General features: G+C 60.9%; 19 protein-coding genes and 1 pseudogene. 10 read left to right on the forward strand and 10 right to left on the reverse strand.

Going from position 1 to position 25,448, the window contains the following annotated elements; all coding sequences use genetic code 11:
- Positions 1–46: 46 nt before the first annotated feature.
- The 4 genes from NKH05_RS28755 to NKH05_RS28770 all read left to right on the forward strand — a co-directional run bounded on the left by NKH05_RS28755 (position 47) and on the right by NKH05_RS28770 (position 4,381).
- Positions 47–1,390: an LLM class flavin-dependent oxidoreductase gene (locus tag NKH05_RS28755; RefSeq protein ID WP_353016842.1), complete on the forward strand. Its 1,344-nt coding sequence runs from the start codon at positions 47–49 to the stop codon at positions 1,388–1,390.
- Positions 1,391–1,675: 285 nt separating this feature from the next.
- Positions 1,676–1,918, forward strand: coding sequence for a hypothetical protein (locus NKH05_RS28760; protein ID WP_352707549.1), 243 nt, complete (start codon positions 1,676–1,678; stop codon positions 1,916–1,918).
- A 270-nt stretch (positions 1,919–2,188) separates the two neighbouring features.
- Entirely contained in the window at positions 2,189–2,767 is a 579-nt protein-coding gene (locus NKH05_RS28765) for a DUF309 domain-containing protein (RefSeq protein WP_353016800.1), read from the forward strand.
- Positions 2,768–3,085: 318 nt separating this feature from the next.
- Positions 3,086–4,381 carry a DUF2130 domain-containing protein gene (locus NKH05_RS28770; protein WP_353016798.1) on the forward strand — a complete coding sequence of 432 codons (1,296 nt, stop codon included), beginning with the start codon at positions 3,086–3,088 and terminating at the stop codon, positions 4,379–4,381.
- Between the two features lie 580 nt (positions 4,382–4,961).
- Here the strand turns inward: NKH05_RS28770 and NKH05_RS28775 are convergent.
- Together NKH05_RS28775 and NKH05_RS28780 are read right to left on the reverse strand one after the other, a co-directional pair.
- Positions 4,962–6,419, reverse strand: a complete 1,458-nt coding sequence (locus tag NKH05_RS28775) for an NAD-dependent succinate-semialdehyde dehydrogenase (protein ID WP_353016797.1) — start codon at positions 6,417–6,419, stop codon at positions 4,962–4,964.
- A 148-nt stretch (positions 6,420–6,567) separates the two neighbouring features.
- Positions 6,568–7,938 (reverse strand): aminotransferase, encoded by a 1,371-nt coding sequence (locus tag NKH05_RS28780; protein ID WP_353016794.1) that lies wholly within the window; start codon positions 7,936–7,938, stop codon positions 6,568–6,570.
- Positions 7,939–8,037: 99 nt separating this feature from the next.
- On the opposite strand from NKH05_RS28780, the gene NKH05_RS28785 reads away from it, so the two are divergent.
- The 4 genes from NKH05_RS28785 to NKH05_RS28800 all read left to right on the forward strand — a co-directional run bounded on the left by NKH05_RS28785 (position 8,038) and on the right by NKH05_RS28800 (position 12,016).
- On the forward strand, positions 8,038–8,919 hold the full coding sequence (locus tag NKH05_RS28785) for a transketolase (protein ID WP_352706764.1): 882 nt from the start codon (positions 8,038–8,040) through the stop codon (positions 8,917–8,919).
- Positions 8,916–9,893: a transketolase family protein gene (locus NKH05_RS28790; protein WP_352706762.1), complete on the forward strand. Its 978-nt coding sequence runs from the start codon at positions 8,916–8,918 to the stop codon at positions 9,891–9,893. The genes NKH05_RS28785 and NKH05_RS28790 overlap by 4 nt, the downstream gene beginning before the upstream one ends.
- Before the next feature lie 35 nt (positions 9,894–9,928).
- Positions 9,929–11,242 (forward strand): aspartate aminotransferase family protein, encoded by a 1,314-nt coding sequence (locus NKH05_RS28795; protein WP_353016790.1) that lies wholly within the window; start codon positions 9,929–9,931, stop codon positions 11,240–11,242.
- Positions 11,243–11,332: 90 nt separating this feature from the next.
- On the forward strand, positions 11,333–12,016 hold the full coding sequence (locus NKH05_RS28800) for a GntR family transcriptional regulator (RefSeq protein WP_023685589.1): 684 nt from the start codon (positions 11,333–11,335) through the stop codon (positions 12,014–12,016).
- A gap of 44 nt (positions 12,017–12,060) precedes the next feature.
- On the opposite strand, the gene NKH05_RS28805 is transcribed toward NKH05_RS28800, so the two are convergent.
- From NKH05_RS28805 to NKH05_RS28835, 7 genes and pseudogenes are all read right to left on the reverse strand, one after another.
- Positions 12,061–13,854: a hydantoinase B/oxoprolinase family protein gene (locus NKH05_RS28805; RefSeq protein WP_353016788.1), complete on the reverse strand. Its 1,794-nt coding sequence runs from the start codon at positions 13,852–13,854 to the stop codon at positions 12,061–12,063.
- A gap of 30 nt (positions 13,855–13,884) precedes the next feature.
- Positions 13,885–15,945 carry a hydantoinase/oxoprolinase family protein gene (locus tag NKH05_RS28810; RefSeq protein WP_353016785.1) on the reverse strand — a complete coding sequence of 687 codons (2,061 nt, stop codon included), beginning with the start codon at positions 15,943–15,945 and terminating at the stop codon, positions 13,885–13,887.
- A 16-nt stretch (positions 15,946–15,961) separates the two neighbouring features.
- A complete protein-coding gene (locus NKH05_RS28815; protein ID WP_352706753.1) occupies positions 15,962–16,951 on the reverse strand; it encodes an ABC transporter permease in 990 nt (329 codons plus the stop codon).
- Positions 16,944–17,918, reverse strand: a complete 975-nt coding sequence (locus tag NKH05_RS28820) for an ABC transporter permease (RefSeq protein WP_353016783.1) — start codon at positions 17,916–17,918, stop codon at positions 16,944–16,946. The genes NKH05_RS28815 and NKH05_RS28820 overlap by 8 nt, the downstream gene beginning before the upstream one ends.
- Positions 17,915–19,417, reverse strand: coding sequence for a sugar ABC transporter ATP-binding protein (locus tag NKH05_RS28825; RefSeq protein ID WP_353016781.1), 1,503 nt, complete (start codon positions 19,415–19,417; stop codon positions 17,915–17,917). Before NKH05_RS28825 ends, NKH05_RS28820 begins: the two co-directional genes overlap by 4 nt.
- Positions 19,418–19,491: 74 nt before the next feature.
- Complete coding sequence (gene torT / locus NKH05_RS28830) at positions 19,492–20,562, reverse strand: TMAO reductase system periplasmic protein TorT (protein ID WP_352706745.1); 1,071 nt, start codon at positions 20,560–20,562, stop codon at positions 19,492–19,494.
- A gap of 350 nt (positions 20,563–20,912) precedes the next feature.
- A pseudogene (locus tag NKH05_RS28835) lies at positions 20,913–21,168 on the reverse strand (ISNCY family transposase); the annotation flags it as partial.
- 368 nt (positions 21,169–21,536) lie between these two features.
- Between NKH05_RS28835 and NKH05_RS28840 the strand changes: the two are divergent.
- Positions 21,537–22,322 (forward strand): SDR family NAD(P)-dependent oxidoreductase, encoded by a 786-nt coding sequence (locus NKH05_RS28840; protein ID WP_352706743.1) that lies wholly within the window; start codon positions 21,537–21,539, stop codon positions 22,320–22,322.
- Here NKH05_RS28840 and NKH05_RS28845 read toward each other — a convergent pair.
- Positions 22,295–22,972: a GntR family transcriptional regulator gene (locus NKH05_RS28845; RefSeq protein ID WP_352706740.1), complete on the reverse strand. Its 678-nt coding sequence runs from the start codon at positions 22,970–22,972 to the stop codon at positions 22,295–22,297. The two genes, NKH05_RS28840 and NKH05_RS28845, sit on opposite strands and share 28 nt — an antisense overlap.
- 870 nt (positions 22,973–23,842) lie before the next feature.
- Between NKH05_RS28845 and hemA the strand changes: the two genes are divergently transcribed.
- Positions 23,843–25,054, forward strand: coding sequence for a 5-aminolevulinate synthase (gene hemA, locus NKH05_RS28850; RefSeq protein WP_353016776.1), 1,212 nt, complete (start codon positions 23,843–23,845; stop codon positions 25,052–25,054).
- Positions 25,055–25,448: the final 394 nt, after the last annotated feature.

Raw genomic sequence — 25,448 nt, forward strand, 5'->3', positions numbered from 1 at the left:
CCTCAAGGCTTCTCGCCCAGTCAATACCCAGGAGACCAACGTATGCCTGCCGAAAAAACGACAGTTGAACCTCAACCTTTTCATTTATCCCGGCGGCCATCACGAAGCCGGCTGGCGCTACAAGGATTCCGCCCCGGAGAGAGTGCTGGACATCGCCTACTATCAGGAAATGGCGAAAAAGGCCGAGGCGAGCAAGTTCGACGCGCTGTTCTTTGCTGATGGGCCAGCACTCGCCGACAACATCCGCTACGCAAGCCGCTTCAGGCTGGAGCCGCTGACATGGATTTCGGCGCTCGCCGCGGTGACTGAAAGAATAGGCTTCATCGCGACCGCCTCGACCACCTACAACGAACCCTACAACCTGGCCCGGCTGTTTGCTTCTGTCGATCATCTGAGCGGCGGGCGTGCCGGTTGGAACATCGTCACCACGGGCGACGCGTCGGCAGCGTTGAACTTCGGTTTTGACCGACATCCAACCCATGCCGACCGTTACGAGCGCGCCGGCGAATTCGTCGATGTGGTGACGAAGCTCTGGGACAGTTGGGACGACGACGCGCTCGTCGCGGACAGGCAGTCCGGAATTTTTGCCGACACCGACAAGATTCACCCAATCAACCACATCGGCAAATATCATCGGGTGAAGGGACCGCTCACGCTTCCGCGCTCGCCGCAGGGGCGGCCGGTCTATGTCCAGGCGGGTTCGTCGCAAGACGGACGGTCGTTCGCAAGCCGCTATGCCGAGGCGATATTCACAGCACATCAGACACTCGGCAACGCGCGGGAATTTTATGCCGACATCAAGGCGCGCGTGAAGTCGGTTGGCCGCAACCCCGACCACGTCAAGGTGTTGCCCGGCATCAGTCCCTTCATCGGTTCAACCGAGGCTGAAGCCCGCGCACTGCATGACGAGTTCAACGAGCTGACGCAGCCGGAATATTCTCTGGATCAGCTACGCCGCATCGTGGACGCCGACCTTTCCAGCTACGATCTGGATGGGCCATTTCCGCGCGAGCTCATCAGTGTCGAGGGCGAGCGCGGTGCCAGCAGCCGCTTCCTTGTCGTGCTCGATATCATCGAGCGAGAGAATCCGACCATCCGCCAGTTGCTCCACCGTCTCGCCGGCGCGCGCGGGCATTGGGTCCAGGCCGGGACGCCCGAACAGATTGCCGACAACATCCAGGAATGGTTCGACAACGGTGCCGCGGACGGCTTCAATGTCATGCCGCCCTATTTGCAAGGCGGGTTCGACGTGTTCGCCGAGGAGGTGGTGCCGATCTTGCGCAGGCGCGGACTTTTCCGGCACGACTATGATGGGGCAACGCTAAGAGACCATTTCGGTCTGCCCCGCCCTGACAATACGTTCAGCCAACCGCGAAAGGCGACCGCTTGAGCCACCTTCGCATCGAGCGTTTTCTCTTGAAGGGATTCGACCGGACACGGATGTCTCGTCCGCATCCCCCGGTCGATGTTTCGCGTCGTGACGCGCTCCGGGCACATATCCGGTCGGTTTCCGGTTCGGGCTCGGCCTTATTGGCTTGACGATAGCCGCCTCGGATAATCGTGTCCGCTTCCTTGACTATCTTGCCGGACTGTTTCGTCTCCTTCGCATTAGCGGAAGTTAAATTTCGAGTGTTTCGGCTTGCCGCAAATTAGGATCTCGGTGGCATAACTCCGCATGACTTTCGGGGTGCTGGCAGGAAGACTGATGCGCGGGCGTGGGTGGATCAAGGCATTGCGTCAGGACGATGCCCGACAGGTGCGTGCGCACATTGCCGAACTGGAGCGCAACCTCATGGCGACCACACCTCAGGGACGCCATCGACGTTTCGAAGCCGGGAATGAACTTCGTATTGCGAAATTCCGCCTGGAGCGTCTCGAGGAATGCATCGCCGCAATAGCGGAGAAATGTGGGCGTTAGCGGAAGCTCGCCGCTCGAAGTTGCCGCGCGGTACGGCCGTGCTGTGCGTCGGCGCTGTAGTCACAAGGCCGGCCGTCTGACGCCGCTCGGTTGGGAGCATCTTTTCAAGCTGCGCTGGACGGCAGACGCGCAGGCGCATGAGACTGCCTGGAGACAACCCGCAAGTGGGGTCCGCAGTACCGGACGAGGGGCGACCGGCCTGCGGGTCCGCCCGTCGCGGCCAAATCGCCTCTATCGTAATTAATTGCCAAGTGACACTATTCGTCTTTGATGGCTACTGGTTCGACGTTGCGCCCGCGCTGGCTACCGGAAAAGAGCTTTCCGTCCTATGCGTATCTTCCCGGCCGGCAGCCGCATCCTGTGCGCGACCCTGCAGGACACAGCTATCACTGGGAAGCAATTCAGATTGCTGAAGAGGCGTCACTTGACTCGGACATGTTCCTCTGGGGTATCGACCTCTTCAATCATGGTTATTACTGGGAAGCCCATGAGGCTTGGGAAGGTCTTTGGCAGGTTGCAGATCGAGGCGCTCCGCTTCGGATGCTCTTCAAGGGATTGATCCTGTTATCGGCGGCCGGCGTGAAGATCCGCGAGGGCAAGCATGCGGCGGCGGTGCGTCATGCTGGACGCGCCGCGGCGCTCCTTCGTCGGTTGATGAACGCGCCGGATCGCGCCATCGAGCGTGCGCTCGGCATCTCACTCACAGTACTTGCCGAACAGGCCGAAGCCGCAGCAAGGATTCCGGCAGCCTTGCAGGCGACTCAGCCTCAAGCGGTGTTTGATTTCATTCTCGGGTCACGTTCCCGCGGAATGCCGATCAGGTCGCAAAAGAGAAACAGTCATTCGTAGAAGACGGTTAATTCACCGTTCCGTTTGCGGGCGAAGTGAACCGTCTGGCCCGTCGCGTCGAACCGCGGCTCGAAGGCGATCCGGGAGAATCCGGCTTTGAACCTTTGCTGAGGCCATCCCTGGCTTCATGGCGATCGAACTTGCCCCGATCGTAGGATGTTTGGCTCGAGCCGATGCAGACTGCTCAATTCGACGACGAAATTGCCGTTCCGTCCGCACGCTGGGGATAACACTAGAGTTCACTATCTGTTCTTTTCCAAAAGCGGTCGATAATATATAGTCTGGGACTACATCAGCCCTCAGAGAGTCAGCCCGCCAATGACTGTCCAGCCCAGGATTCTCAATGAACCGACGATCAGCTGCCCGAGCTGCAAAACAGACATCAAGCTCAACGAGTCGCTTGCGGCGCCGCTGATTGCCGCCACCCGCGAGGAGTATGAACGGCGCTTGGCGCAGAGCAACGCGTCAATGGCAGATCGGGAGGAGGAGCTTAAACGCGAGCGGGCCGCCATCGACGCCGCCAAAGAGGACATCGGCAACCAGGTGGCTGAGCGAATCAAGCTTGAGCGTGCCGCAATCGCGGTAGAGGAAGCGCGCAAGGCAAAATTACTGCTTTCGGTAGACCTGGAGGACAGGGATAACAAGCTTGCCGAGCTGGAAGCGACGTTGAAGGCGCGCGACGAAAAGCTCGCCGAGGCCCAGCAGCAACAGGCGGAATTCCTGAAAAAGCAGCGTGCGCTCGACGACGAAAAGCGGGAGATGGCGCTGATCATCGAAAGGAAGATCCAGGAAGGATTGGACGCCGTTCGCGTAAAGGCGAGGTCCGAAGCCGAAGACGGCCTCAAAATGAAGGTCGCGGAAAAAGAAGAGCAGATCGCCGGCATGCAGCGTCAGATTGAGGAGCTGAAGCGCCGTGCGGAACAGGGCTCTCAGCAGCTGCAGGGCGAGGTCCTCGAGCTTGAGCTGGAGTCTCTCATAGCCAGCCGATTCCCGATGGACAGCATCGAACCGGTTGCCAAGGGTGAGTTCGGCGGAGATGTCCTGCACCGCGTGGTCGGGCCGGCCGGCCAGCCATGCGGCGCCATTTTGTGGGAATCGAAACGCACCAAGAACTGGAGCCAAGGCTGGCTAGGTAAGCTCAGAGGAGATCAACGAGCCGCGAAAGCGGATATCGCGCTGATGGTCTCGGAAGCGTTGCCTCCCGGCGTGGAAACCTTCGATCTTGTGGACGGAGTCTATGTCGCCCATCCCAAATGTGCGATCCCGATCGCTATCATGCTTCGGCAATCCCTGATTGAGCTGGCGAACTCCCGTCTCGCCCAGGACGGCCAGGCCACCAAAATGGAGCAGGTCTACGGCTATCTGACCGGTCCGCGGTTCCGCCACCGCGTTGAGGCGATCGTGGAGAAATTCTCCGATATGCAGGAGGATCTCGCCAAGGAACGCAAGGCCACAACACGCCTGTGGGTCAAGCGCGAGGCGCAGATCCAAGTGGTGATCGAGGCGACCGTCGGCATGTATGGTGACTTGCAGGGTATCGCCGGAAAGATGATGCAGGAGATTGAGGGGCTGGATGTGCTGGCGATTGAAGCCTCTTCGCCCGAAACCGAATAGGTCACCTCCACGCCGGCAAAGGCGGAGGCCGCATTCCGCTATTATGTGAATACCTTCGAGTTTTCGGCGTTTGTCGTTGGGCGATAGCCGAAACCTCCCGAGTCTGACGGCCGCTTTGTTCCGCAAGCGGACTATCTATCGTAAAATCCCAAAGTTTGCTGCAGTTCATGGACTGACTGACAACGGCGGCCAGATCTGCGATGGTCCAAGAGAGATCTGAGTGACCAGTCGGAACGTCAATCCAGGAGAACGCACCTCCTATGACGACTCGAGCTCATTCTTCACCCGATTTACTTCCGAGCCACTGCTCATAATCAAATTGTGCCAGCGACGCTGGCCTGCTTGTGGAATGGACAACCGGTCACGTATTGGCTGTGGAATTGTGGCCGGGGACCCGCCTTCCGCCTCGACGAATACCGCGATGGTTTCATAGACAGCGAACAGCCTTCACACTTCTGGTCTGCCATCGAGAATGGAGCGTGGCGTTCTTAGCCAACCTTTTTGAACGCAGCCAACGATTGAGAAGCAGTCGCCCTCTTTCAGCTCGGCTTATTAAGAGGCGCTGGCAAAAGCCGGCCCACTAGAGACCAAGTCCGCCGATGCAGACATATTTGGTGTCGAGATAATCCTCGATGCCCTGATGGCCGCCTTCCTTGCCGAGGCCCGATTCCTTGACGCCGCCGAACGGCGCTTCAGGGGTGGTGATGAGCCCTTCATTGACGCCGACCATGCCGTATTTCAGCCCTTCCATGACCCGGAAGGCGCGGCCGAGATCGCCGGTGTAGAAATAGCAGGCTAGGCCGAACTCGGTGTCGTTGGCGAGTGCTACGGCCTCTTCCTCGGTCTCGAACTTGAATACCGGTGCTACCGGGCCGAAGATTTCTTCCTTCATGAAGCGCATCTTCGGCGTCGCATTGGCGATCACCGTCGGCTGGAAGAACGAGCCGCCGAGCGCGTGGCGCTTGCCGCCGGCGACGACCTTGCCGCCTTTGGCTGTAGCGTCGGCAATCAGCTCCTCGACCTTCTCCACCGCCTTCTCATCGATCAGCGGTCCCTGCTGGACACCTTCCTCGAGGCCGGAACCGACCTTCAGCGCGTTGCTCGCAGCAGCCAGCTTTTCGACAAACTGGTCGTAGATGCCGGCCTGCACCAGGAAGCGGTTGGTGCAGACGCAGGTCTGGCCGGAATTGCGGTACTTGGCGGTGATGGCGCCGACGACGGCCCGCTCGATGTCGGCGTCGTCGAAGACGATGAACGGCGCATTGCCGCCGAGCTCCATCGACACTTTCTTGACCGTCACCGACGACTTCTGGATCAGGATCTTGCCGACCTCGGTCGAGCCGGTGAAGGTGATCTTCGACACCAGCGGGTTGGCGCAGATCTCGTCGCCGATCTCGCTGGCAGAACCGGTCAGGATGTTGATGACGCTCTTGGGGAAGCCGACCTCTTCGGCGAGCGCACCCCAGGCAAGGCCGGAATAAGGCGTCTGTGACGCGGGCTTGACCACGGCGGTACAGCCGGCGGCAAGCGCCGGGCCGAGCTTGCGGGCCAGCATCGAGGACGGGAAATTCCATGGCGTGATGGCGGCGATGACGCCGACCGGCTCCTTGGTCACCAGGATACGGCGGTCCGCCCAAGGCGACGGCACGACGTCGCCATAGGTGCGGCGGCCTTCTTCGGCGAACCACAATATGTAGGACGCGGCCGAGCCGATCTCGCCCTTCGATTCGAACAGCGACTTGCCCTGCTCGATGGTTAGTAGTTCGGCCAGCACGTCCTGATTGTCCATCATCGCGTCGTGCAGCTTGCGCAACAGCTTCGAGCGTTCGAGCGCGGTGGTCTTGCGCCATGTCTGGAAGGCAGCGTCGGCGGCTTCGATGGCGCGGCGGGTCTCGGCCTTGCCCGACTTCGGCACCGTGCCGATCTTGAGGCCGGTAGCCGGATTGTTGACGTCGACTGTCTGGCCGCTGTCAGCCTGCACCCATTCGCCGTTGATGAGATTGGCCTGCCGCATGAAATGGCTGGTTTTCTGAAGCATGGTTTAGCCTCCAATATGCAATCAGGATCCTCTATGCTGCGGCTCGCGCCTTAGCGAAGCGCCCTTGTCGCGCGGTAGAACGACACGTCCAGACGGGCACGCGCCCTTGCGCGATGTCTCGCCGCCGTGCCCCGCGGGTTCATGCCAACTAGCCAGTCCACGGATGCTCCGCCGCGGTCTCATCAAGAGCTGCCCGAATGCCATCAACCATGGCATCAATCTCGGTGGGGGTGATCACATACGGCGGGCAGATCGCCAGCACGTCGCCCATGTTGCGGATCATGACGCCATGATCGCGGCACCGCCGCTCGACATCCGTGCCAATCCGGAGCTCCGGCGCGAAGGCGCGACGGGTGGCGCGATCCTCGACGATCTGGATCCCCGCGATAAAGCCGCGGCCGCGAACCTCGCCGACCAGCGAATGGTCGCCTAGCGCGGCGGCGAGCGCTGCATGCAGATAATCGCCGAGACGGCGCGCCTGGCTCACGAGATCGATCTCGCGGTAGATCCTGATCGCCTCGGCGGCGACAGCCGCTGTCACCGGATGGCCGGAATAGGTGAAACCGTGACCGAACACGCCGACCTTGTGGGCCTCGTCGGCGACGCATTGGTAGACCTTGTCGGAGATAATGACGCCGCCAATCGGCAGGTGACCGGATGAAAGCCCTTTGGCGACCGACAGCATGTCCGGTTCCATGCCAAATGTCTGGCTGCCGAACCAGTTTCCGGTGCGTGCGAAGCCGCAGACCACCTCGTCGGACAGCATGAGGATGTCGTATTTGCGCAGCACCGCCTGAACCTTTGGAAAATAATCCTCCGGTGGCACCAGCACGCCGCCGGCGCCCATGATCGGCTCGGCGATCATCGCGGCAATCGTCTCGGGCCCTTCCGCCAGGATCAGGGCCTCGAGTTCCTCGGTCAGGCGCGTGGCGTAGTCATGCTCCGCCTCGCCCGGCAGACCGTCGAGATAGTGGAACGGTCGCGCCGCGAATATGACGGGAAGCGGCGGCAGGTTGAAGGACTTGTGCATATGCGGCAGGCCACTCAGCGCCGCGCCCATGATCGTACTGCCGTGGAAGGCGCCAAACCTGCTGATGATCTTGCGTTTCTCCGGACGCCCCCGTGCGGCGTGATAATACCAGGCGAGCTTGACCATCGTATCATTGGCTTCCGAACCGGAGCCGACCAGAAAGACGCGCGCGTTGTCGAACGGCGCCAACGCGGTAAGCTGTTCGACGAGTTCGACGGTGGGCTCATTCGAGCGGTGATTGAAAGTGTGGTAGACGGCCAGCTTGCGCATCTGGCGGTCAGCCGCGTCGGCCAGCCGGCTGTCGCTGAAGCCAAGCGAGGCACACCAGAGTCCGCCCATGCCCTCGATATACCGGTTGCCCACGTCATCCGTGACGGTCGCGCCTTCGCCGGCCATGATCATCAACGGACCATGATCCTCATGCAGGCGGGGATCCGTTTGGGAATGAAAGTGCCTGGCCATGTCCAGCACGCGCAATTCGTTCTTCATCAAAATTCTCCTTCGCGACCAGATGGGCGATTGCGAAAGCGATAAATATCTTATAACTTATAAGTTGTCGAGCAAAAATGATCCTGGGAGTCACGCTCTATGCCCAACCCACCAACCCCATCAGATATCGCCTTACGACCCGACGACGAGCAGATCGCCCTTTTGCGGGACAGGGCCGAATTCGTGCGGCTCGAGACGCTGCGCCTCATCCAAATAGCCAAGGTTGGCCACTACTCGTCGGTGTTCTCCTGCGCGGAGATATTCGCGACGCTCTACTACGATGCGATGCGGCTCAAGCGCGGCGAGCCGCAATGGCCGGACCGCGACCGCTTCCTTATGGGCAAGGGACACGCGGCGGTAGGCCTCTATCCACTGCTGGTCGACTGGGGTTTCTTCTCCAAGGACGTTCTCGATGGCTATACCCGGCTGGGCAATCCGCTTGGCGATCACCCTGACATGCGTAAGGTGCCCGGCGTCGACTTTAGCTCCGGGTCGATCGGCCATGCCTTGTCCGGCGGTCTCGGCATGGTGCTCGGCGCCCGTGCCGCAGACCGGCGCTTCGATGTTTATGTCCTGCTCGGCGACGGCGAGATGCAGGAGGGCCAGGTTTGGGAAGCGGCGCTGTCTGCCGCCCATCACAAGGCCGGCAATCTAATCGCCATTGTCGACCGCAACGGATACCAGCTCGACGGTCAGGTTGACGACATCATCGGTATAGAGCCGCTGACAGACAAATGGACGGCATTCGGCTGGCAGGTGCGCGAGGTCGACGGGCATGACGTCGTGGCGCTCGCGACGCTTCTGAGACAGCTGAAGGCCGAGACAAATCGAACTCGGCCCGTCTGCATCATTGCCAAGACCTCCAAAGGCAAGGGCGTTGGCTACATGGAAACCGAACCCGGCTGGCATCTGGGCTATCTCGCGCCGTCGGACGAGGCCTTGGCCGCCGAAGAGATCAAGCGTGGAGGCAAAGCGCAATGAACGGCCCGATCGATCCCAATTCCTGGCAATACCGCCAGATCAACGCACGCGCACCTGGCCTGAGCTACCTGGCCAACGCACTCATTGATCTGGTTGAAGAGGGTCATCCCATCTTGGTGGGCACGGCCGACCTGCAATATTCAAACGGGCTGGTTCGGTTCGCGCAACGCTTTCCGGAGCGCTTCACGCAATTCGGCATTTCCGAACAGAATATGGTTTCGGCTGCTGCCGGCATGGCCAGCACCGGCGCCATGCCGTTCGTCGCTACATTCGCTTCTTTCCTCGCGCTGCTGTGCTGCGAACAGATCAGAACCGACGTCGCCTATTCGGCCCTACCGGTGCGGCTGATCGGTCATCATGCCGGTATTTCACTCGGCTTCTACGGCACCTCCCACCATGCGACGGAAGACCTTGCCATCATGCGAAGCATTGCCGACCTCACGGTCGTCGCGCCGGCCGACGGCCCGCAACTGGCGGCGGCGGTCAAGGCGTCTGTCAATCATGCCCAGCCGATCTATTTCCGCATTGGCCGCGGCCAGGAACCAGTGGTTTATGACGACGGCGTGGACTTCCAATTCGGCAAGGCGATCGTTCACGGCGAAGGATCGGACCTGACCATCATCGCCTGCGGCTCGATGGTCCATCCCTCAAGGGAGGCTCACCGCAAGCTGCGCGCAGCCGGCAAATCCGTCGGGCTGATCGACATGCACACGATCAAGCCGCTGGATAGCAAGGCCGTGCTCTCGGCCGCGGCCCACTCCCGCTTCATCCTAACCATCGAGGAACACAATATCCTCGGCGGTCTGGGCGGCGCGGTAGCGGAAATTTTGGCGGAAGCGGGCAGCCCGGCACGGTTGATACGCCATGGCATCCGCGACGAATACAGCCTGATCGCGCCGCCAACGCATCTCTACAAGCACTACCGGCTGGACGCGGCGGGGATCGAGGCCACCGTCCGCGAGGCCCTCGGCTGAGCGGCGGACAACCATAGCCATGCACGGACATTACGATGACCGATCAGAATAACACCACCTCACTCATAGAGCGCGCCGGTGCGGTGATGCCGGGCGGATTGCTCAGCCCGAGCCGCAGGCTCGGCGCGCCGCATGTCTTTGCCCGGGCGCAGGGTGCGTTTCTCTACGACATCGATGGACACCAGTACACCGACTTCCATTGCGGCTTCGGCGCCAATGTGCTTGGCCACTGTCATCCGGCGGTGCGCGAACGCATCGCGGCGGTCTCCCAGGACATCGATCTTGTCGGAGCGGGAACGATGTGGCTGGAGATCGAGGTGGCGGAGGCGCTGGTCGACTGCATCCCGTGCGCGGATCTCGTCGCCTTCTGCAATTCGGGATCGGAGGCGACCTATCACGCCCTGCGCCTTGCCCGTGCCGCCACCGGTCGCAAGCGGATCATCAAGTTCCAAGGCGGATATCATGGCTGGCACGACTATGTCGCTATGAACGTACAGTCGCACGCGCAAGCCATCGGTAAGTACGACCCCATCAGCGCCGGCATCCTCGAAGACGCGGCCCGTCACACTGTCGTGCTGCCTTACAACGATGCCCAAGCCGTCGAGGATTATCTCAACGCCAATCCAGGCGAGGTGGCGGCGATCATCATCGAGCCAATCGCTCACAATATGGGGTCGGTGATCGCGACGGATGTTTTCCTGCGCGACCTACGTCGCCTGACCAGCGATCATGGCGTCGTGCTGATCTTCGACGAGGTCATCACCGGCTTTCGTCACGCGCTCGGCGGCTATCAGTCGATCGCCGACGTCACGCCTGATCTTGCGACCTTCGGCAAGGCGGCCTCGTCAGGCTATCCCGTCGGCCTGGTGGCCGGTCGTCGCGATCTCATGGAGCTCGTCGGCCGGACCGGGGAAGGCTCCGTATTCATGGGCGGTACTTTCAACGGCACACCGTCGACGCTCGCCGCCATGCAGGCGACGATCGAGGAGCTGTCGAAACCAGGCTTCTACGACCGCCTGTTTGCCCTCGGCGCTTTCATGCGGGCGGAGCTGGATGGCATTATCGATCGCCTCGGCCTGCCCGCGCAGAGCGCCGGGTTTGGCTCGGTCTGGCTGATCTATTTCCTCAGCGGTCCTTACCGCGACTACCAGGACTTGCTGCGCAACGACGATGTCTTCGATCTCGCATTCCGCAAGGAGATGGTGGCGAACCGGCTGATCGGTCAGCCGCTTCCGCTCAAGCGTCTCTATCTGTCAGGGAGCCATGACCGGGCGACGGTCGAGAACTCACTTGACGTCATCGAGACAATCCTGCGCAAGCTCTCCGCTGGGAAATCCGCCAGCTCTTAGCCATGTTTCGCAACCTGACTTATAGGATATAAGAGCGTCTCGTACCTATCCGTTGCCGATTCGGTGCGGCCAACATTGCAGCGGTGGACCATGAGCACGATGCAGCCAATCGAGCAAGGCAGTCTGTCGGCGAGAACTTATATCTCGCTGCGCGAAGCCCTGATCGCGGGCAATTTCCGGCCCGGCGAAAGACTGTTGATGCAGGATCTGGCGCAACGGCTGGGCACCAGCGTCACGCCTGTGCGCGAGGCCTGTTTCAGGCTCGTTAGCGAGCAGGCGCTGGAACTGCGGTCAGGGCGGTTCATCACCGTTCCAGAGCTGACCCGGTCGCGTTACTGGCAGGTCCGGCTCATTCGCATCGCGCTCGAGGGACTAGCGGCCGAACTCGCCGTCGAACATGTTTCGGAGGCCGACATTGAAAAACTTGTCGAGATCCATCGCGATTTCGTGGCCGGCGAAACGTCCGGCGATGCTGACCGCGCCCGTCGCGCCAATCGTGAATTCCACTTCGGCGTCTACCGCCTGTCCAAGATGGATATGCTGATCGCCCAGATCGAAAGCCTGTGGGTCTCGATGGGCCCTATTCTCAACGTGTATTATCTGCAGGCCGAGAACGATTACATCGGCGCGGAGGAGCACGAGACGCTGATCGAAGCGTTCCGGACCCGCAACAAGAAGGTGGCGCGTAAGGCGATCGAACGCGACATCGTGCGCGGTGGCATGAACCTGTTGCGGTATTTCGACGAGCAGGACGCGGCCGCCAAGCGGGCGTGATCGAAGCCGCCGGTCATTTGCCGGCGACCTCTCTTCGCGCTGGCTCAGGCCGCCCGAAGGCGCGCGGTGGCATCCTGGTCGACGACCCAGACGCCCTGCTCGGCGTCCAGCACCAGGGCCACCTTGTAGGATTGGCGAGCCGCTTCGCTCGTCAGCCAACCGCGGTCAACGCTGGCCGCGACACGGCGGACATCGCGCTTGGTCGGGTCGCCGTACCCACCGCCGCCACACGCAACGAACTCGATGCGCTCGCCGGCGCGACACGCCTCCTCATGGAAGGCAGGCAATTCCACCAGCTCGCCGTCCGTGCCGCGCTTGGCGCTGCGACTGGCCTTGGCGTCACCGCCGCCGAGCACGCCGCGCGGCGGAAAGGTTGTGCCGTCGGCCGAGTAGACCAGTGTCATCTCGTGGTCGACGGGATAGAAGACACCGCCAACCGCGGGAGCGCCCTCGAACTCGCCAATGCCTTGCGTGTCCGCCACCACGCCGCGCGATTCAATGATGATGGGATACATGGATTCGTCCACCTCGACGGAATCCAGCGCAATCAGGCCGCCATTCGCCGGCCCGCAATATGTCAACCAGCCGTCATAGCCGTGACGCGCGCCGCCGCCGGCGTAGCCAATGAAGACCTGGTTGACGTAGGGCTGCCCATCCTTGAACGGATCCTTGCCTGAAATCACGCCGATCCCCGCCGGCAGGTGCGAGCCGCTCTCGGCCTGGCCATAGGGTTCTCCCATCGTCGAGAACACGCAATTACCGGCGATGATCAACCGGTCGTTGACATTGGTGGTCGCCACCGAGGTGCCTACGGGGTAGCGGGGTTTGCCGACCACGCTTCCCTCCCGCATCAACACCTTGATCCGGCTCTTGGCACCCTCGTTGTGCGGGATGCCGTCGTCTAGATTGTTGAACACGCCAATGCGGCACGAGCCTGTGCAGGTGTTTTCGGACAGGTTGAGACCGCCAGGGACGTTGTCCATGTTGTCACGCACGTCGACCGTGATTTCGCCGGCTTCGGGGTCGACATCGATGGTGATCCTGACCGGGATGCCCTCCTCCGCCACGCCGGGGACCGGGTCATGGCGGACTTCGTAGGAGAACTTGCCCTTCGGCAATTTGGCGATCTCGGCCATGGCGCGACGCGCACCGTAGTCGAACCAGTCCTCGACGAAATCCAGCAGCGTGTCGCGGCCGTATTTTTCAAGCAGTTCCAATAGACGGCGTCGACCGGTCCTGCAGGCGCCGATCTGGGCGCGCACGTCGCCCAGCCAGATGTCTGGAACACGGTTGCGCATCATGCCGATGCGCAGAATATCCTGCTTCTCCCTGTGCTGTTCGACCACGCGCACGCAGGGAAAGTGGATCCCTTCCTCATAAACGTTCTTGGCAAATGGCAGATAGGTCGAAGGCGTCGGCGCGCCTGTATCGGCGTGGTGGGAGAGCGCCACGGCCCAAAACAGCGGCGTGCCATCGAAAAAGATCGGCATCGCCATGATCAGGTCGGCATGATGGGTGCCGCCCGTGTAGGGGCAGTTGTTCAGGAAGATGTCGCCGTCGGCGATATCGTCGAACAACTCCGTTATCGGACGGGTCGCCAGATCCATCGACATGACATGGATCGGCAGCGCGTCCTCGGTGGAAACGAGGCGGTGATCATAGGTCAGGATCGCACAGCTCAGGTCGCGGGCGTTCTTGATTACCGCTGAGCGGCTGGCCCGCATCACGACCAGCGTCATTTCCCGCACGACGGCCTCGAACCGGCTTTTGAGAACCGACATCAGGAACGGATCGACGCGGCGCGTTGGCGTCTCCAGGCGAATGACAGGTGAATGCATTTTGCGGTGCCTTGTTCGGGAAGGGTTGAGTCAATCGACGGTCACGACGATGTTGCCTTGCGGGTCGACGCGCCCGCGATGCTTGTCCTTGAGGAAGGCGGTGAACGTCGTCGCCTCAACCAGGCAGGGGCCGTCAAGCGCCGCCCCCGCGCCCAACTGGTCCATGTCGTAGACGGGCAGAGAACTCGTCCGCCGGGTTTCGTGCAAATAAGCTGGCCGATGGGTCTTGGCGACCGGCGCTGTCGCCTGGTCGGCCAGCCTGAAGTCTTTCCAGGCATCCTGATTGGCCCGCTTGCCCACCGCGCGCAGCTTCCAGTTGGTGAATTCGACGACGTCGCGGTCGGATCTGATTGAATAAATGCGTTCGTGCATCTGATGGAACGCTTCGACGAGACCTGGCAGTTGCGCCGCGTCGAGACGCGCCTCATCGGCCTCGAAATGGACCTCGATTTCCCAGGACTGGTACTCGTAGCGACCAAGAAAGGAGAACTCGAAACGCCGGAGATCTGGCTCAACGCCGGCCTGTTCGAGGAATGCCTCGCCCGACACCTTCAACCGCGCCAGGATGTCGGAGACGCCCGCGGCGTCGAAGCGCCGGGTCGAGGTCAGAAAAACCGCGCTTTCCTCGCGCGTGATATCCGAGATCAACCCGCCGAACGCGCTCAGCCCGGCCATGAAGCGCGGGATCATGTAGCGTTTCAAGCCCAATATGTCGGCCATCTCGGCGATGTGGATGGCGGTCGCCCCGCCGCCGCAGACAAAGAAACTGTCGCGTGGGTTTATGCCCTCGCGAATGGTGATTTCCTCGATGGCCCCGACCATGTTGTGGTTGCTGGTGGTCTGGATGGCATAAGCCGCGTCGAGCAGCGGGATGCCGAGCCGCGTCGCGATGCTCGCAACCGCTTTCTCGGCCAGTTCGCGGCTGATCTTGATTCGCCCGCCGAGAAAATAGTCCGGATCAATGATGCCGAGCACGACATTAGCATCGGTGACCGTCGGCGCGGTGCCGCCCGCTCCGTAGCATGCCGGCCCCGGCCGCGCGCCAGCGCTTTGCGGACCGACCCGCAGCAGGCCGCCGTCGTCTACCCAGGCAATGGACCCGCCGCCGGCGCCAACCGATCTCACATCCACCTTCGCGATGCCGAGCGAGTCGTCGTGGATCATGCTGTCCGGGGTGACGATGATCTGGTGGTCGCGCAAAGCCGAGACGTCGAAGGTGGTGCCGCCCATGTCACCGACGATGACATTGGCTTCGTCGCTCAGCGCCAGCGCCGCCATCGGCGCCAGCGTCGGCCCCGACATGACGCTGTAGATTGGCCGCCGCAGCATCTCGGCGGGAGGCATCATTCCACCGACGCAGTTGGCCAGCAGCAGCTCGCCCTGGAAACCAGCCTGCGAAAGTGCTCGCCGCAAGTCCTCGATATAGGTGCGCACGATCGGATTGATCGACGCGTCTATGGCGGCCGCGATGATGCGCTTGTACTCGCGCGACATCGGATTGACTTCATGGCTAAGCGTCACCGGGATCTCCGGCCATGCCTGCGCGATGATATCGCGCGCCATCGTTTCATGGATGGGATTGACGACCGACCAAAGCAGACCGACCGCTATCGCTTCGACCCCATAGCGCCGGAAGTCCGCTATCGCCGCCTCGACATCGGATCTCGACAAAGGCGTGAGCTCCCGCCCGCGCGCATCGACGCGGCCCCGCGCCGTCTTCGTCAGGTGGCGCGGGACGTAAGGCTCGGGATAGTCGAGCCGCCACTGGAAGGCGCCCTTGCGCGGCCCCTCGCGCAAGACGAGGATGTCCTGGTGTCCTTCGTTGAGGATCAATCCGACCTTGACGGTCTTGCGCTCGACCAGCGCGTTGGTCGAGACGGTCGAGCCGTGTACGATCAAGTCGATCTTGGTCATGAACGTCGCGGGATCGAGCCCGTATCCAGCGGCCGCGACGTGCAGCACGTTGATGAATCCCTTCTCGAATTCGCCGGGCGTGGTGGGCGATTTGAAGATCGAGATTTTCCCACCGGGCTCGGAAACCAGGCAATCGGTGAAGGTTCCACCGATATCGATGCAGACTTGATATGCCATTTAAGGTCCGAAGCTGTTAGCGTTTCTTGTGATCGCGGCCCAGTATCAGGCTGGCCAGAATGATGAGGCCTAAAAGAACCTGCTGCAGATAGCCGTCGACCTGCATGAGATTCATGGCGTTGGAAATGATCGTGATGAACAGGGCGCCGAGCAGAGCCGCCGTGACGCCTCCCTCTCCGCCGGTCAGCCGCACGCCACCGACCACCGCCGCCGCTATCGATTCCAGGGTCAGGTTGCCGCCGAGATTGGGCTCGCCCGAGCCGGTGCGCGCGGTGAGCAGCATGGCGCCAATCGCGGCCAGCAGCGAACAGACCACGTAGTCGATCGCAACGACGCGTCCGGTTCGAACGCCCGCCGCCGTCGCCGCGCGAGGATTGGCGCCGATGAGATACAGGCCGCGCCCGAACACGGTGAAGCGCAGGACCAGGAACAGCAGTGCGAAACACAGCGCGGCGAACAGGATGGGCACCGGAATGCCGATCAGCCGTCCCTCCGCCAAGGCGTCCGTAAAGGCTTCGGGAACGCCCGGCACGGGAAAGCCGCCGCTGACGGTTGACGCCAGTGCCATGACAATGTTGGCCATGCCAAGCGTCGTGACGAGTGGATTGATGCCGATACCGGCGATGAGGAAGCCGTTTAGCCCGCCGATCAGCAGCCCGACGCCAAGGCCAGCGGCGATTCCCCACAGGATGGGCATATCGCCGGTTCCGGTCATCACCATCGCCGATATGACGCTGACGAGCGAGACGGTAAAGCCAAGCGACAGGTCGAAGCCGCGCGTCAGCAGCACCATGGTCTGCGCCATGGCGAAGAGTGCGAGATAGCTGGTCTGGATCGCGATGTTCCAGAGATTGCCGCTTGAAACGATGCGCGGGTCGAGCAGACCGAGAACCAGCAGGGCCAGGAATACAAGCCCCGGCAGCTTGGCCTGCGCCGCGAACTGCCGGATGTCCGGGCGAGCGCGGTCAAGAACAACCGGAGCCGCCATGTCTGGACGATCAGACATTGACCCGCCTCCCCTGAACAATTCGGTCGAAAGCCAGTGCGCCGATGAGCACCGAGCCCAGAACCAGCGTCTGGAATTTGCTGTCGATCTGCGTAAGGTTCATCGCATTGGCGATGATCGCCAGGCACAGCGCCGCCATGGCGACGTTCTCGGCGCGGCCTGAGCCGCCGCGCAATGAAACGCCGCCGATCACCGCCGCTGCGATCGTCTCCAGTCCCAGCGTGCCGCCGATCGTGGACTGGCCAGAACCGATGCGAGCGGTGATCAGCACACCGGTGAGCGCGGCCAGAAGACCGGAGAGCACATAGGCGGTTATCAGCACACGGTGCGTGCGCACTCCCGACAGCCGAGCGGCGCCGACGTTGCCGCCGACGGCGTAGAAGTGGCGCCCGAGCGCGGTCCGACGCTGCAGAATGATGGCGATGGCGATCACCGCGATCGCCAGCAGCAAGACCGGCGGCAGGCCAAGCACCTGCCCTCGCCCAATGGCATCGACGAAGGCGTCGGAAACGCCATAGATCGGGATACCCTGTGTGTAATAGAGCGTAAGTCCCGCGACGATCGACAACGATGCCAATGTCACCATGAAAGGTGATAGGGAAAGCCGCGCCACCAGCGTGCCGTTTACCAGGCCAACACAGGCGCCGCTGGCCAAGGCCAGCGCTACCGGCACCAGCAGCTGGAGCCCATGCGCATCGGGCATCGCGGCCATCGCCGCGGCAGTGACCACGGACGCCAACGCCATGGTGGCGCCGACCGACAGATCAAAACCGCCCGTGGTCATGACGATCATCTGACCGATCGCCGGAACCGCCAGGAAGGAGAAATTGCGCAGGACGTTGAGGATGTTCAGGCGGTTCAGAAAACGCGGTTCGATGATCGCGGCCGCCGCCGCGACCGCGACCAGAAGCAGGATGACGATCCCGCCTGTTTCCAGAAAACGGCGCCGCAGCGTGTCAGGGCTCATGCCGCCTCCGTGGCGCCGGTTTCGGCGTCGAAATAGTGACGCAGCACAGTCGCCTCGGTGATGCCGTCGGCCTTGAGTTCGGCGACTATGCGCCCTTCGCGCATGACATAGACGCGGTTGGCCAGGTGAACGAGCTCTGGCAGTTCGGACGATGACAGCAGAATAGCCGCGCCATTCTCCACCAGGCTTTTCATAAGCCTGTAGACCTCGCTTTTGGCGCCGACGTCGATGCCGACCGTCGGTTCATCGAAAATATGGACCGAGACCGGGCGCATCAGACCGCGCGCCAGCACGAGTTTCTGCTGGTTTCCTCCCGAAAACGACGACGCCGCGCGTTCCGGCGCCATCGGTCGCAAACCCAGTGTCTTCAGCGGCGCGGCTATCGCCCGGCGCTCGCGCCATGACTTGAGCAGTCCGGCGTGGGACAGTCTCGGGTCGTCAAGCGCGGCCATGGTCACGTTCTCGCGGCCCGGACGGCCAAGCGCCAGTCCCTCGGCGCCGCGATCCGCCGGATAGTAACAGAGCCCGGCACGCAACATGCTGTGCGGCACTGGCGCTCGAACCACCGCGCCGTGGAGTTCGATCTCACCGGCCGTCACACGCTCCAGGCCGAACACGGCTCGGCAAAGTTCGCTACGACCGCAGCCAACCAGGCCCGCCAGGCCGACGATTTCTCCAGCCCTGACCGTGATGGAGGCATCGGATACGGTGCCGGAGACATTGATCCCCCTGGTCGCCAGCACGATTTCGGCGGGGCGCTGGCTGATTGACGGATACAGTCGTTCGACCGGCTGGCCCACCATCATCTCGATCAGCGTCGCGTCGGATGCCGCGGCGATGGCCACGGTGTCGATCTTGCGCCCTCCTCGCAAGACCGTGACACGGTCAGCGAGCCGACGGATCTCGGCCATGCGGTGCGACACATAGATGATGCCGACGCCGCGGGCTTTGAGGCCTGCGATGGCGGCGAACAGTTTTTCCGCCTCACCGTCGGTAAGCGACGCGGTCGGTTCGTCCAGGATGAGGATTTTGGCATCCGAAAGCATGCCTTTGGCAATCTCGACCATCTGCTTTTGCGCCCGGGTCAGCGTTTCGATCTTGCTGTCCAGCTCCACGTGAAAGCCAATGTCGCGGAAGCGTTCCTCCGCGCGGGCGCGCATCGCGCGCCGATTCAGGAAAAGCTTTCCTTTGATCTCGCGTCCGAGAAATAGGTTCTCCTCGACCGTGAGGTCGGGGACGAGACTGAATTCCTGGAACACCGCCGCGACGCCGGTATCGCGGGATTTCTGCGGGGTCAGCGCGGAAACGGTTTGGCCATCGATACGGCACGAGCCTTCGGTCCAGCCATAAGTTCCCGCTATCAGATTGATGAGCGTCGACTTGCCGGCGCCGTTTTCGCCGAGAAGGGCATGGACCTCACCGCTCAGCAGCGTGAAATCAACGCCGTCAAGCGCCACCACACCCCCGAAACGCTTCGTCATACCCGTAAGTTCAAGCATCGCTGACACCACCGAACTCGAAGCAAGAAGGGCGGCAGGCCAGGGCCGAGGTCTACCGCCCATCGAAGATGCGACTATTGTACCGAAAATTCAGGCTTCCACCCATCGGGCGCGAAAATCTGCGTCGGGTCGATCTTGTCGACGTTGTCCTTGGTCACGATACCCGGCGCGACCAGCAGAACCTTCTCATAGTCCTTCTTTTCCAGGGCGCGCACCGCGAGGTCGACACTGATACGGCCCATCATGACCGGATACTCGGCGGCGAAGCCAAGCACCTTGCCTTCCTTGACCAGCTTCAGCATCGTCTGGTTCTCGTAGGACGACATGATCACGACATCGTCGCGGTCGGCGTCGGCGACGGCACTGACGGCCGCTTCCGCCGCCGCAGCCCCGCCCCAGATGACATTGAGATCCGGATAGGTCTGCAAGGCGTCCTCGACGATGCGCAGGCTTTGCGGAACCCCGGGCTCGCCATAGAGCTCGGCCACGAGCTTGATGTTGCCGGTCTTGGTGCTGTCGCGGAAGCCCGCCATATAGCTCTCCGCCCACCCCGATCCCTGCGGACCCGGCAGGCCGATCGCGGTCGTCTTTTTGTCGCCGAGATACTTCTTGAGGTACTCACCCTCCTGAAAACCCTTCTGGTAGGTATCGGGAGTGATGCGCGCGGTGATCGGGGTTTCCAGGATCGGATTGGCGACGGCGATCTGAACAAGACCCTTGGCGTCGCCCTCCTTCAGCTTGGCCGCCAGACCGGCTTCCGAGATGGCGGCGACGAGGACGCCCTGGGCGCCGGATGCGACGCAATCGTCATATTGCGACAGCTGCTTTGGCAGCGCGTCATAGCCGCCGGCCTGCAGCACCGTCACCTTGACACCCAGGCGCTTTGCTTCTTCGACGATACCGTAGTCGACCGAGACCCAGTAGCTGTCCTTGAGGTGCGGAAACAAAACGCACAGGTTCCAGGGCTTCTCGGCCTTTTCCAGCGGCACATAATCGAGTGCCTCGACTTTTTTCAGATCGCCGCCCTTGGCCGCGTTTATCTTGAAGGGCCACCAATCCTTGGCTTGGGCGGCGTTGGGCAGGACGGCCACGCTGGTGACGAAAGCCGCCGCGAGGATGGATTGGAAAGCGTGATTCTTGGTCATGTGATTCCCCATTTTCGTGTGTTCCCGGGTCCGGAGCCGGCGATTTCGCCGGCTCCGCGGTCTGCCTTGGGAGCAGAGAGACTTGCTGGTGGATCGTAGTCACCGATTAGGCGAGTGCGCCTTCAGGGCCATCCGCGCCGTCGTTCATTCACAGCGTCACCGTACTACTTATAAGTTATAAGTCAATAGCGTTTTTCATTAGCCGATGCTGCCGGGCCGGTGTCTTCAATCGCGGTATCGCCTCGACCGGCATCACGATCTAGTTGACGAAAGACGAGGCCGGAGACAGTAGCCATGCAACTGGCCGCGGCGACGTCCTCCGGGCTTCCTCACGACCGACCGGACGGGACGGAGGCTTCCAAATGGAACGCCGGTTCCTGATGCTTAGTCGGCGGTACTGCTTGAGCAGGGGCAGGGCAGCACAGCTTCCTCCGGCAAGCCCTCGCGGCGGTTCCCTTGAGATCGTGCCGGCGCAAGTCCCGTGTCACCAGGCTCGCAGCTCGCGATGCATGTCCAGCCATTGCGACATGGTTTTCCAACTCACAGGCGATCCCGTGTCCGGCGAACAGTTCGAAACACTGATTGGTCGGTGCGTTCTTGGCGCATTGTGCAGCACTGCAGGCATTATTGGCTTTGCGGGGGATGACGAGTCGGTCTATGCGACAGTATGGATGTCCTATCGGAACAGCCGGTCCGCCTTATTGGTAGTCATACCGGCATATCGCTCCGCTTCTACGGAACATCCCATCACGCGAGGAATGACATGGCCATCGTGCGCAGTATCGCCAATCTAGCCGTTGTGTCGACGGCGCGGCGCTTGAGCCAGTCACCGGATGTAACCTGCGTTACAATTTGATCCACAGATCCAGGCGATGACCACGTTGTTCGTCATCATTTGATGGGGGCGGGGCATTGGCCCAAAAGCGAGCCGCGAGCAAACTGTGCGGTTGCCATACGTAATGGAGTGAATTGGAATGATCATCATAACAGGCGCGACGCACGGGATTGGACGGGCCTGCGTCGAGAAACTTGCGTCTGCCGGCTCCAGAGTGGTGGCGACCGGCCGAGATGCAGAAGCGGGCGCGGCGCTCGAACGCGCCAATCACGGCGTCACGTTCGTTGCCGGTGACGTCATCCGTGAAGACGATTGCCGCCGTGTCGTCGACCGTGCGCTTGAACTTGGCAACGGCCGGCTCGCGGGGCTCGTGAACAATGCCGGCATGTCAAAGCGCATTGCCTTCGCCACCGCCACCCAGGACGATTGGGATGAGGTCCTTGCGGTTAATGCACGCAGCGCCTTTTTCTTCATCCGTCATGCGCTGGAAGGCTTGCGGCTCGGGAGGGGTTCAGTCGTCAACATGGCCAGCATCGCCGGAAAGACGGGCGAAGAAGGGCTCGCCGCCTACTGCGCCTCGAAGGCCGCGGTCATCGGCCTGACGCAGGCGCTCGCGCTGGAGTTCGGCGAGGAGATCCGCTTCAATGCTGTCTGCCCCGGCCAGATCGAAACGCGCATGATGGGCAAGATCATAAGCGATGCACTACGCAAGAAGCAGCTCGAACTGCGGATCCCTGCCAACCGCTTCGGTGCCCCTGAAGAGATCGCGGATGTCGTCGCTTGGTTACTTTCGGATCAATCGACCTATGTCAACGGCACGGTGGTGACTGTAGACGGCGGGGAAACGGCCGGCCTGCGCACACCGCGCGTTGCGCAGGTCGATGGGAGGGCATCAGCTCAGTCGGGGCCGCGCTCGTCGAAATAGCGCAGAAAACTAGGCGAGCCTCGCTTGATGTCGTTCTCGATCGCCTCGCGGGCCTTCTTCCTGTTGCTGGCCCTCAAGGCCTCGATGAGATGGTCATGTTCTTCCGCGCCGGTATAACCGCGCGGAATTTCCCGATAGTAAACGTTAAGGATTGGACCCATCGAGGCCCACATGCTTTCGATTTGTCCGATTAGCATCGGCATATGCGATAGGCGGTAGACGCCGAAGTGGAAAGCGCGATTGGAGGATCGCGCTTCCTTGATATTGCCGGTCCTTTCGCTCTTTAGGAACGAGGCGCGGAAGGTCTCAAGCTGTTCGAGATCGGCGGGGGTAACATGGTCGGCAGCGTGTTCTGTCGCAAGCCCTTCAAGCGCCACTCGGATCAGCTTGATCTGAATGTAGCGGGCGCGGCTGAGGTCTGGCACCGTGACGAACCTGCCGGAGCGCAATTCGAGTGCCTGCTCGCTGACGAGCCGCAGACAAGCTTCGCGCACCGGCGTAATGCTGGTTCCGAGCTGCTCCGCAAGATCCTGCATGAGGAGACGATCGCCCGGCGCGAAATTGCCGATGATCAGGCCTTCCCGCACCTTGTTGTAAATCCGGGCGGACAGGCTGCCCATCTCATCGGGCTGCATCTTCATAGCGCCCATGGGAATTCTCCTCGTCTCTGTTGCAGCTCTACGGACAACGTCCAATAGACGCGTTTCACTAGGTGGCCATATTTAATAAGATATAACCAGCGAACTATATTTCCTGATTGAGTGGGAAACAAGTCTACGTGATGTTAATCGTTTGTTACAAATATATAAACTTTCGCAATTATCTATGAACGATTATTTCAGATATGAAACAAGTAAACCTTTCCTATTCTGACCCTGACAATGGAATGGGACGACAGAAGCAGGCGCGATCTCATCTGGGTGGCATGAGATTATGGGGGAGAGATGATGACACTGAAGGAGCCAGGGGAGCTTACGGTGTCAATTTCTATGTCTGCTCCTATGTCTGATGACAGAAGTTTCCATATTCTTGAAGGCGGCTCCGAACCGGCTGGGCCGACTATGACGTCGGCACCGTCGACATGAACCGGCAGACCGGCAAGTCCAAGAGCTGCATATGGCGTTGGCAGAGCGCTTCGTCGCCGGAGCCTTCAAGGGCTGTTGCGCGACAAGACGCGGCCCTCGCGTATTGCGGCTTTCGGGCCCGAAGCCCGCCGAGCGCGGTTCTGATAACGCCGTGAGAGGAATCGGACGACGGACCAGAATTATGAATTACATTGCGGCATTATGCAATTTTAGACATTTCAATAACAAATAAATTACATTCTCTTCACTTGAATTTCGGGGCTTGTTATTCAATTAACTAGGGCGGGCCGAAACCCCGGCAAGCTCAAGCGGGGTAGTCGAAATCCAAAGTTGCTGGTGCTTGTTGAGGGATGCAACGGGCGTTGGCGGCGTGCGCGTGCACTGTGAAGCAGCACTCAGCGCGCCGAAAAACGGCTTCCCAACCAGGAGATAGATTTGGACTATGTGCAATATTTCGCCGAAAGAATCGAGCAACTCAAAGGCCGCGGCGACTATCGTGAATTTGCCGATCTGGAGCGTCAGTCTGGCAACTTCCCAAAGGCCTGGCTTAATAGGCCTGATGGCCGAAAAGAGATAACCATTTGGTGCACTAATGATTATCTCGGCATGGGGCAGCACCCAAAAGTGCTATTGGCAATGAAGCGCGCCATCGATGCCAACGGCGCAGGATCGGGAGGATCCCGCAACATTGGTGGCACCAACCATTATCATGTCTTGCTGGAGCGGGAGCTTGCAGATTTTCACAATAAGGAAGCAGGATTGATTTTTGTTTCCGGCTTCAGCTCAAACGATTCATCACTGAGTACATTAGCATCGTTGATGCCGAACACAGTTATATTTTCTGACGCGCACAACCATGCGTCGATTATCAGTGGATGCCGCAACAGCCGGGCGGAAAAGCGCGTCTTCCGGCATAACGATGTTGCGCATTTGCGGGAACTTCTGGGCAGTGTAAATCCTGCAAGACCCAAGATCGTTGTTTTTGAATCGATATATTCAATGGACGGTGACATTTCACCGATCAAAGATATCTGTGATATGGCGGACGAATTTGGCGCAATGACGTTCCTGGATGAAGTTCATGCATCGGGAATGTACGGTCCGAAAGGCGCCGGCATTGCTGCGGAACTTGGCATCATGAATCGTCCAACCATCATCGAAGGGACGCTGGGCAAAGCGTTCGGCTCGATGGGGGGTTATTTGACCGGACCGGCTTCCATTGTTGACAGCATACGAAGCTTCTCGATCGGTTTCATTTTCACCACGGCGCTTGCGCCGGCGGTGGCGGCTGGTGCGCTGGCTGCGCTCCGCCATCTTCGCGATTCAGATTCAGAGCGAATTGCTCTGCGCCGGCAAACGAACCTTTTAATCGGATTGCTGAAAGAGGCCGGCATCCCGGTCATGCCGACTGAAAGCCACATCATTCCGGTGCTTATTGGTGATCCATTCCGTTGCAAGGAAGCGTCCCGTCAGCTTTTAGATCACCATGGGATATACCTTCAGCCAATTCTGGCGCCGAGTGTTCCAGCGGGAACCGAGCGGTTCAGGGTGACGGTTACGCCCGCCCATAGCACGACTGATATTCGGAAGTTCGTCGATGCGCTCAGGCAGGTTCTGCTGCGGGACAATCTTGGCAAAGCTGCCTAAGGCAAAATGCTGGGAATGACCGGGCGGCGCAGCCTCAGACCTGATTGTGTCAGCCGGGCAGACCGCAAGGCTCGAGCCATTTTCAAGAATAAACCCGGGAGTGCACCCACCATGCTACGGCGATGCCGGCATCCATCCCGTCGAGGAGATGCAGGCTGTGGTAGGCCACTAAAGAGCTGATATCCGCTAGTACCTCTGCACTGAGGATTTGATGGGTTGGGTGGGTTGACGAGTGGGCAGGCTGTTGGTCGACAAGCAGTTCGATGCTGCGGGCGAGGCCCGGCTGCCTGCCGCTTCGTGGAAATGAGTGAGGTAGCGCTCAGCCAAGAGCCGCGCTCCGCGTGGCGCGCAAACTCACGGCAAGGAAGAGGCCTTTAGGCGCTTGCAGACTTTG

It is taken from the genome of Mesorhizobium sp. M1399, from assembly GCF_040317735.1.
Taxonomy (GTDB): domain Bacteria; phylum Pseudomonadota; class Alphaproteobacteria; order Rhizobiales; family Rhizobiaceae; genus Mesorhizobium.

Excerpts from the sequence above, each read along its gene's own strand:
- NKH05_RS28760 (WP_352707549.1), top strand. The coding sequence starts at position 1,676 with ATGACTTTCGGGGTGCTGGCAGGAAGACTGATGCGCGGGCGTGGGTGG.
- NKH05_RS28765 (WP_353016800.1), top strand. The coding sequence starts at position 2,189 with ATGGCTACTGGTTCGACGTTGCGCCCGCGCTGGCTACCGGAAAAGAGC.
- NKH05_RS28770 (WP_353016798.1), top strand. The coding sequence starts at position 3,086 with ATGACTGTCCAGCCCAGGATTCTCAATGAACCGACGATCAGCTGCCCG.
- NKH05_RS28775 (WP_353016797.1), bottom strand. The coding sequence starts at position 6,419 with ATGCTTCAGAAAACCAGCCATTTCATGCGGCAGGCCAATCTCATCAAC.
- NKH05_RS28780 (WP_353016794.1), bottom strand. The coding sequence starts at position 7,938 with ATGAAGAACGAATTGCGCGTGCTGGACATGGCCAGGCACTTTCATTCC.
- NKH05_RS28785 (WP_352706764.1), top strand. The coding sequence starts at position 8,038 with ATGCCCAACCCACCAACCCCATCAGATATCGCCTTACGACCCGACGAC.
- NKH05_RS28790 (WP_352706762.1), top strand. The coding sequence starts at position 8,916 with ATGAACGGCCCGATCGATCCCAATTCCTGGCAATACCGCCAGATCAAC.
- NKH05_RS28795 (WP_353016790.1), top strand. The coding sequence starts at position 9,929 with ATGACCGATCAGAATAACACCACCTCACTCATAGAGCGCGCCGGTGCG.
- NKH05_RS28800 (WP_023685589.1), top strand. The coding sequence starts at position 11,333 with ATGAGCACGATGCAGCCAATCGAGCAAGGCAGTCTGTCGGCGAGAACT.
- NKH05_RS28805 (WP_353016788.1), bottom strand. The coding sequence starts at position 13,854 with ATGCATTCACCTGTCATTCGCCTGGAGACGCCAACGCGCCGCGTCGAT.
- NKH05_RS28810 (WP_353016785.1), bottom strand. The coding sequence starts at position 15,945 with ATGGCATATCAAGTCTGCATCGATATCGGTGGAACCTTCACCGATTGC.
- NKH05_RS28815 (WP_352706753.1), bottom strand. The coding sequence starts at position 16,951 with ATGTCTGATCGTCCAGACATGGCGGCTCCGGTTGTTCTTGACCGCGCT.
- NKH05_RS28820 (WP_353016783.1), bottom strand. The coding sequence starts at position 17,918 with ATGAGCCCTGACACGCTGCGGCGCCGTTTTCTGGAAACAGGCGGGATC.
- NKH05_RS28825 (WP_353016781.1), bottom strand. The coding sequence starts at position 19,417 with ATGCTTGAACTTACGGGTATGACGAAGCGTTTCGGGGGTGTGGTGGCG.
- torT (WP_352706745.1), bottom strand. The coding sequence starts at position 20,562 with ATGACCAAGAATCACGCTTTCCAATCCATCCTCGCGGCGGCTTTCGTC.
- NKH05_RS28840 (WP_352706743.1), top strand. The coding sequence starts at position 21,537 with ATGATCATCATAACAGGCGCGACGCACGGGATTGGACGGGCCTGCGTC.
- NKH05_RS28845 (WP_352706740.1), bottom strand. The coding sequence starts at position 22,972 with ATGGGCGCTATGAAGATGCAGCCCGATGAGATGGGCAGCCTGTCCGCC.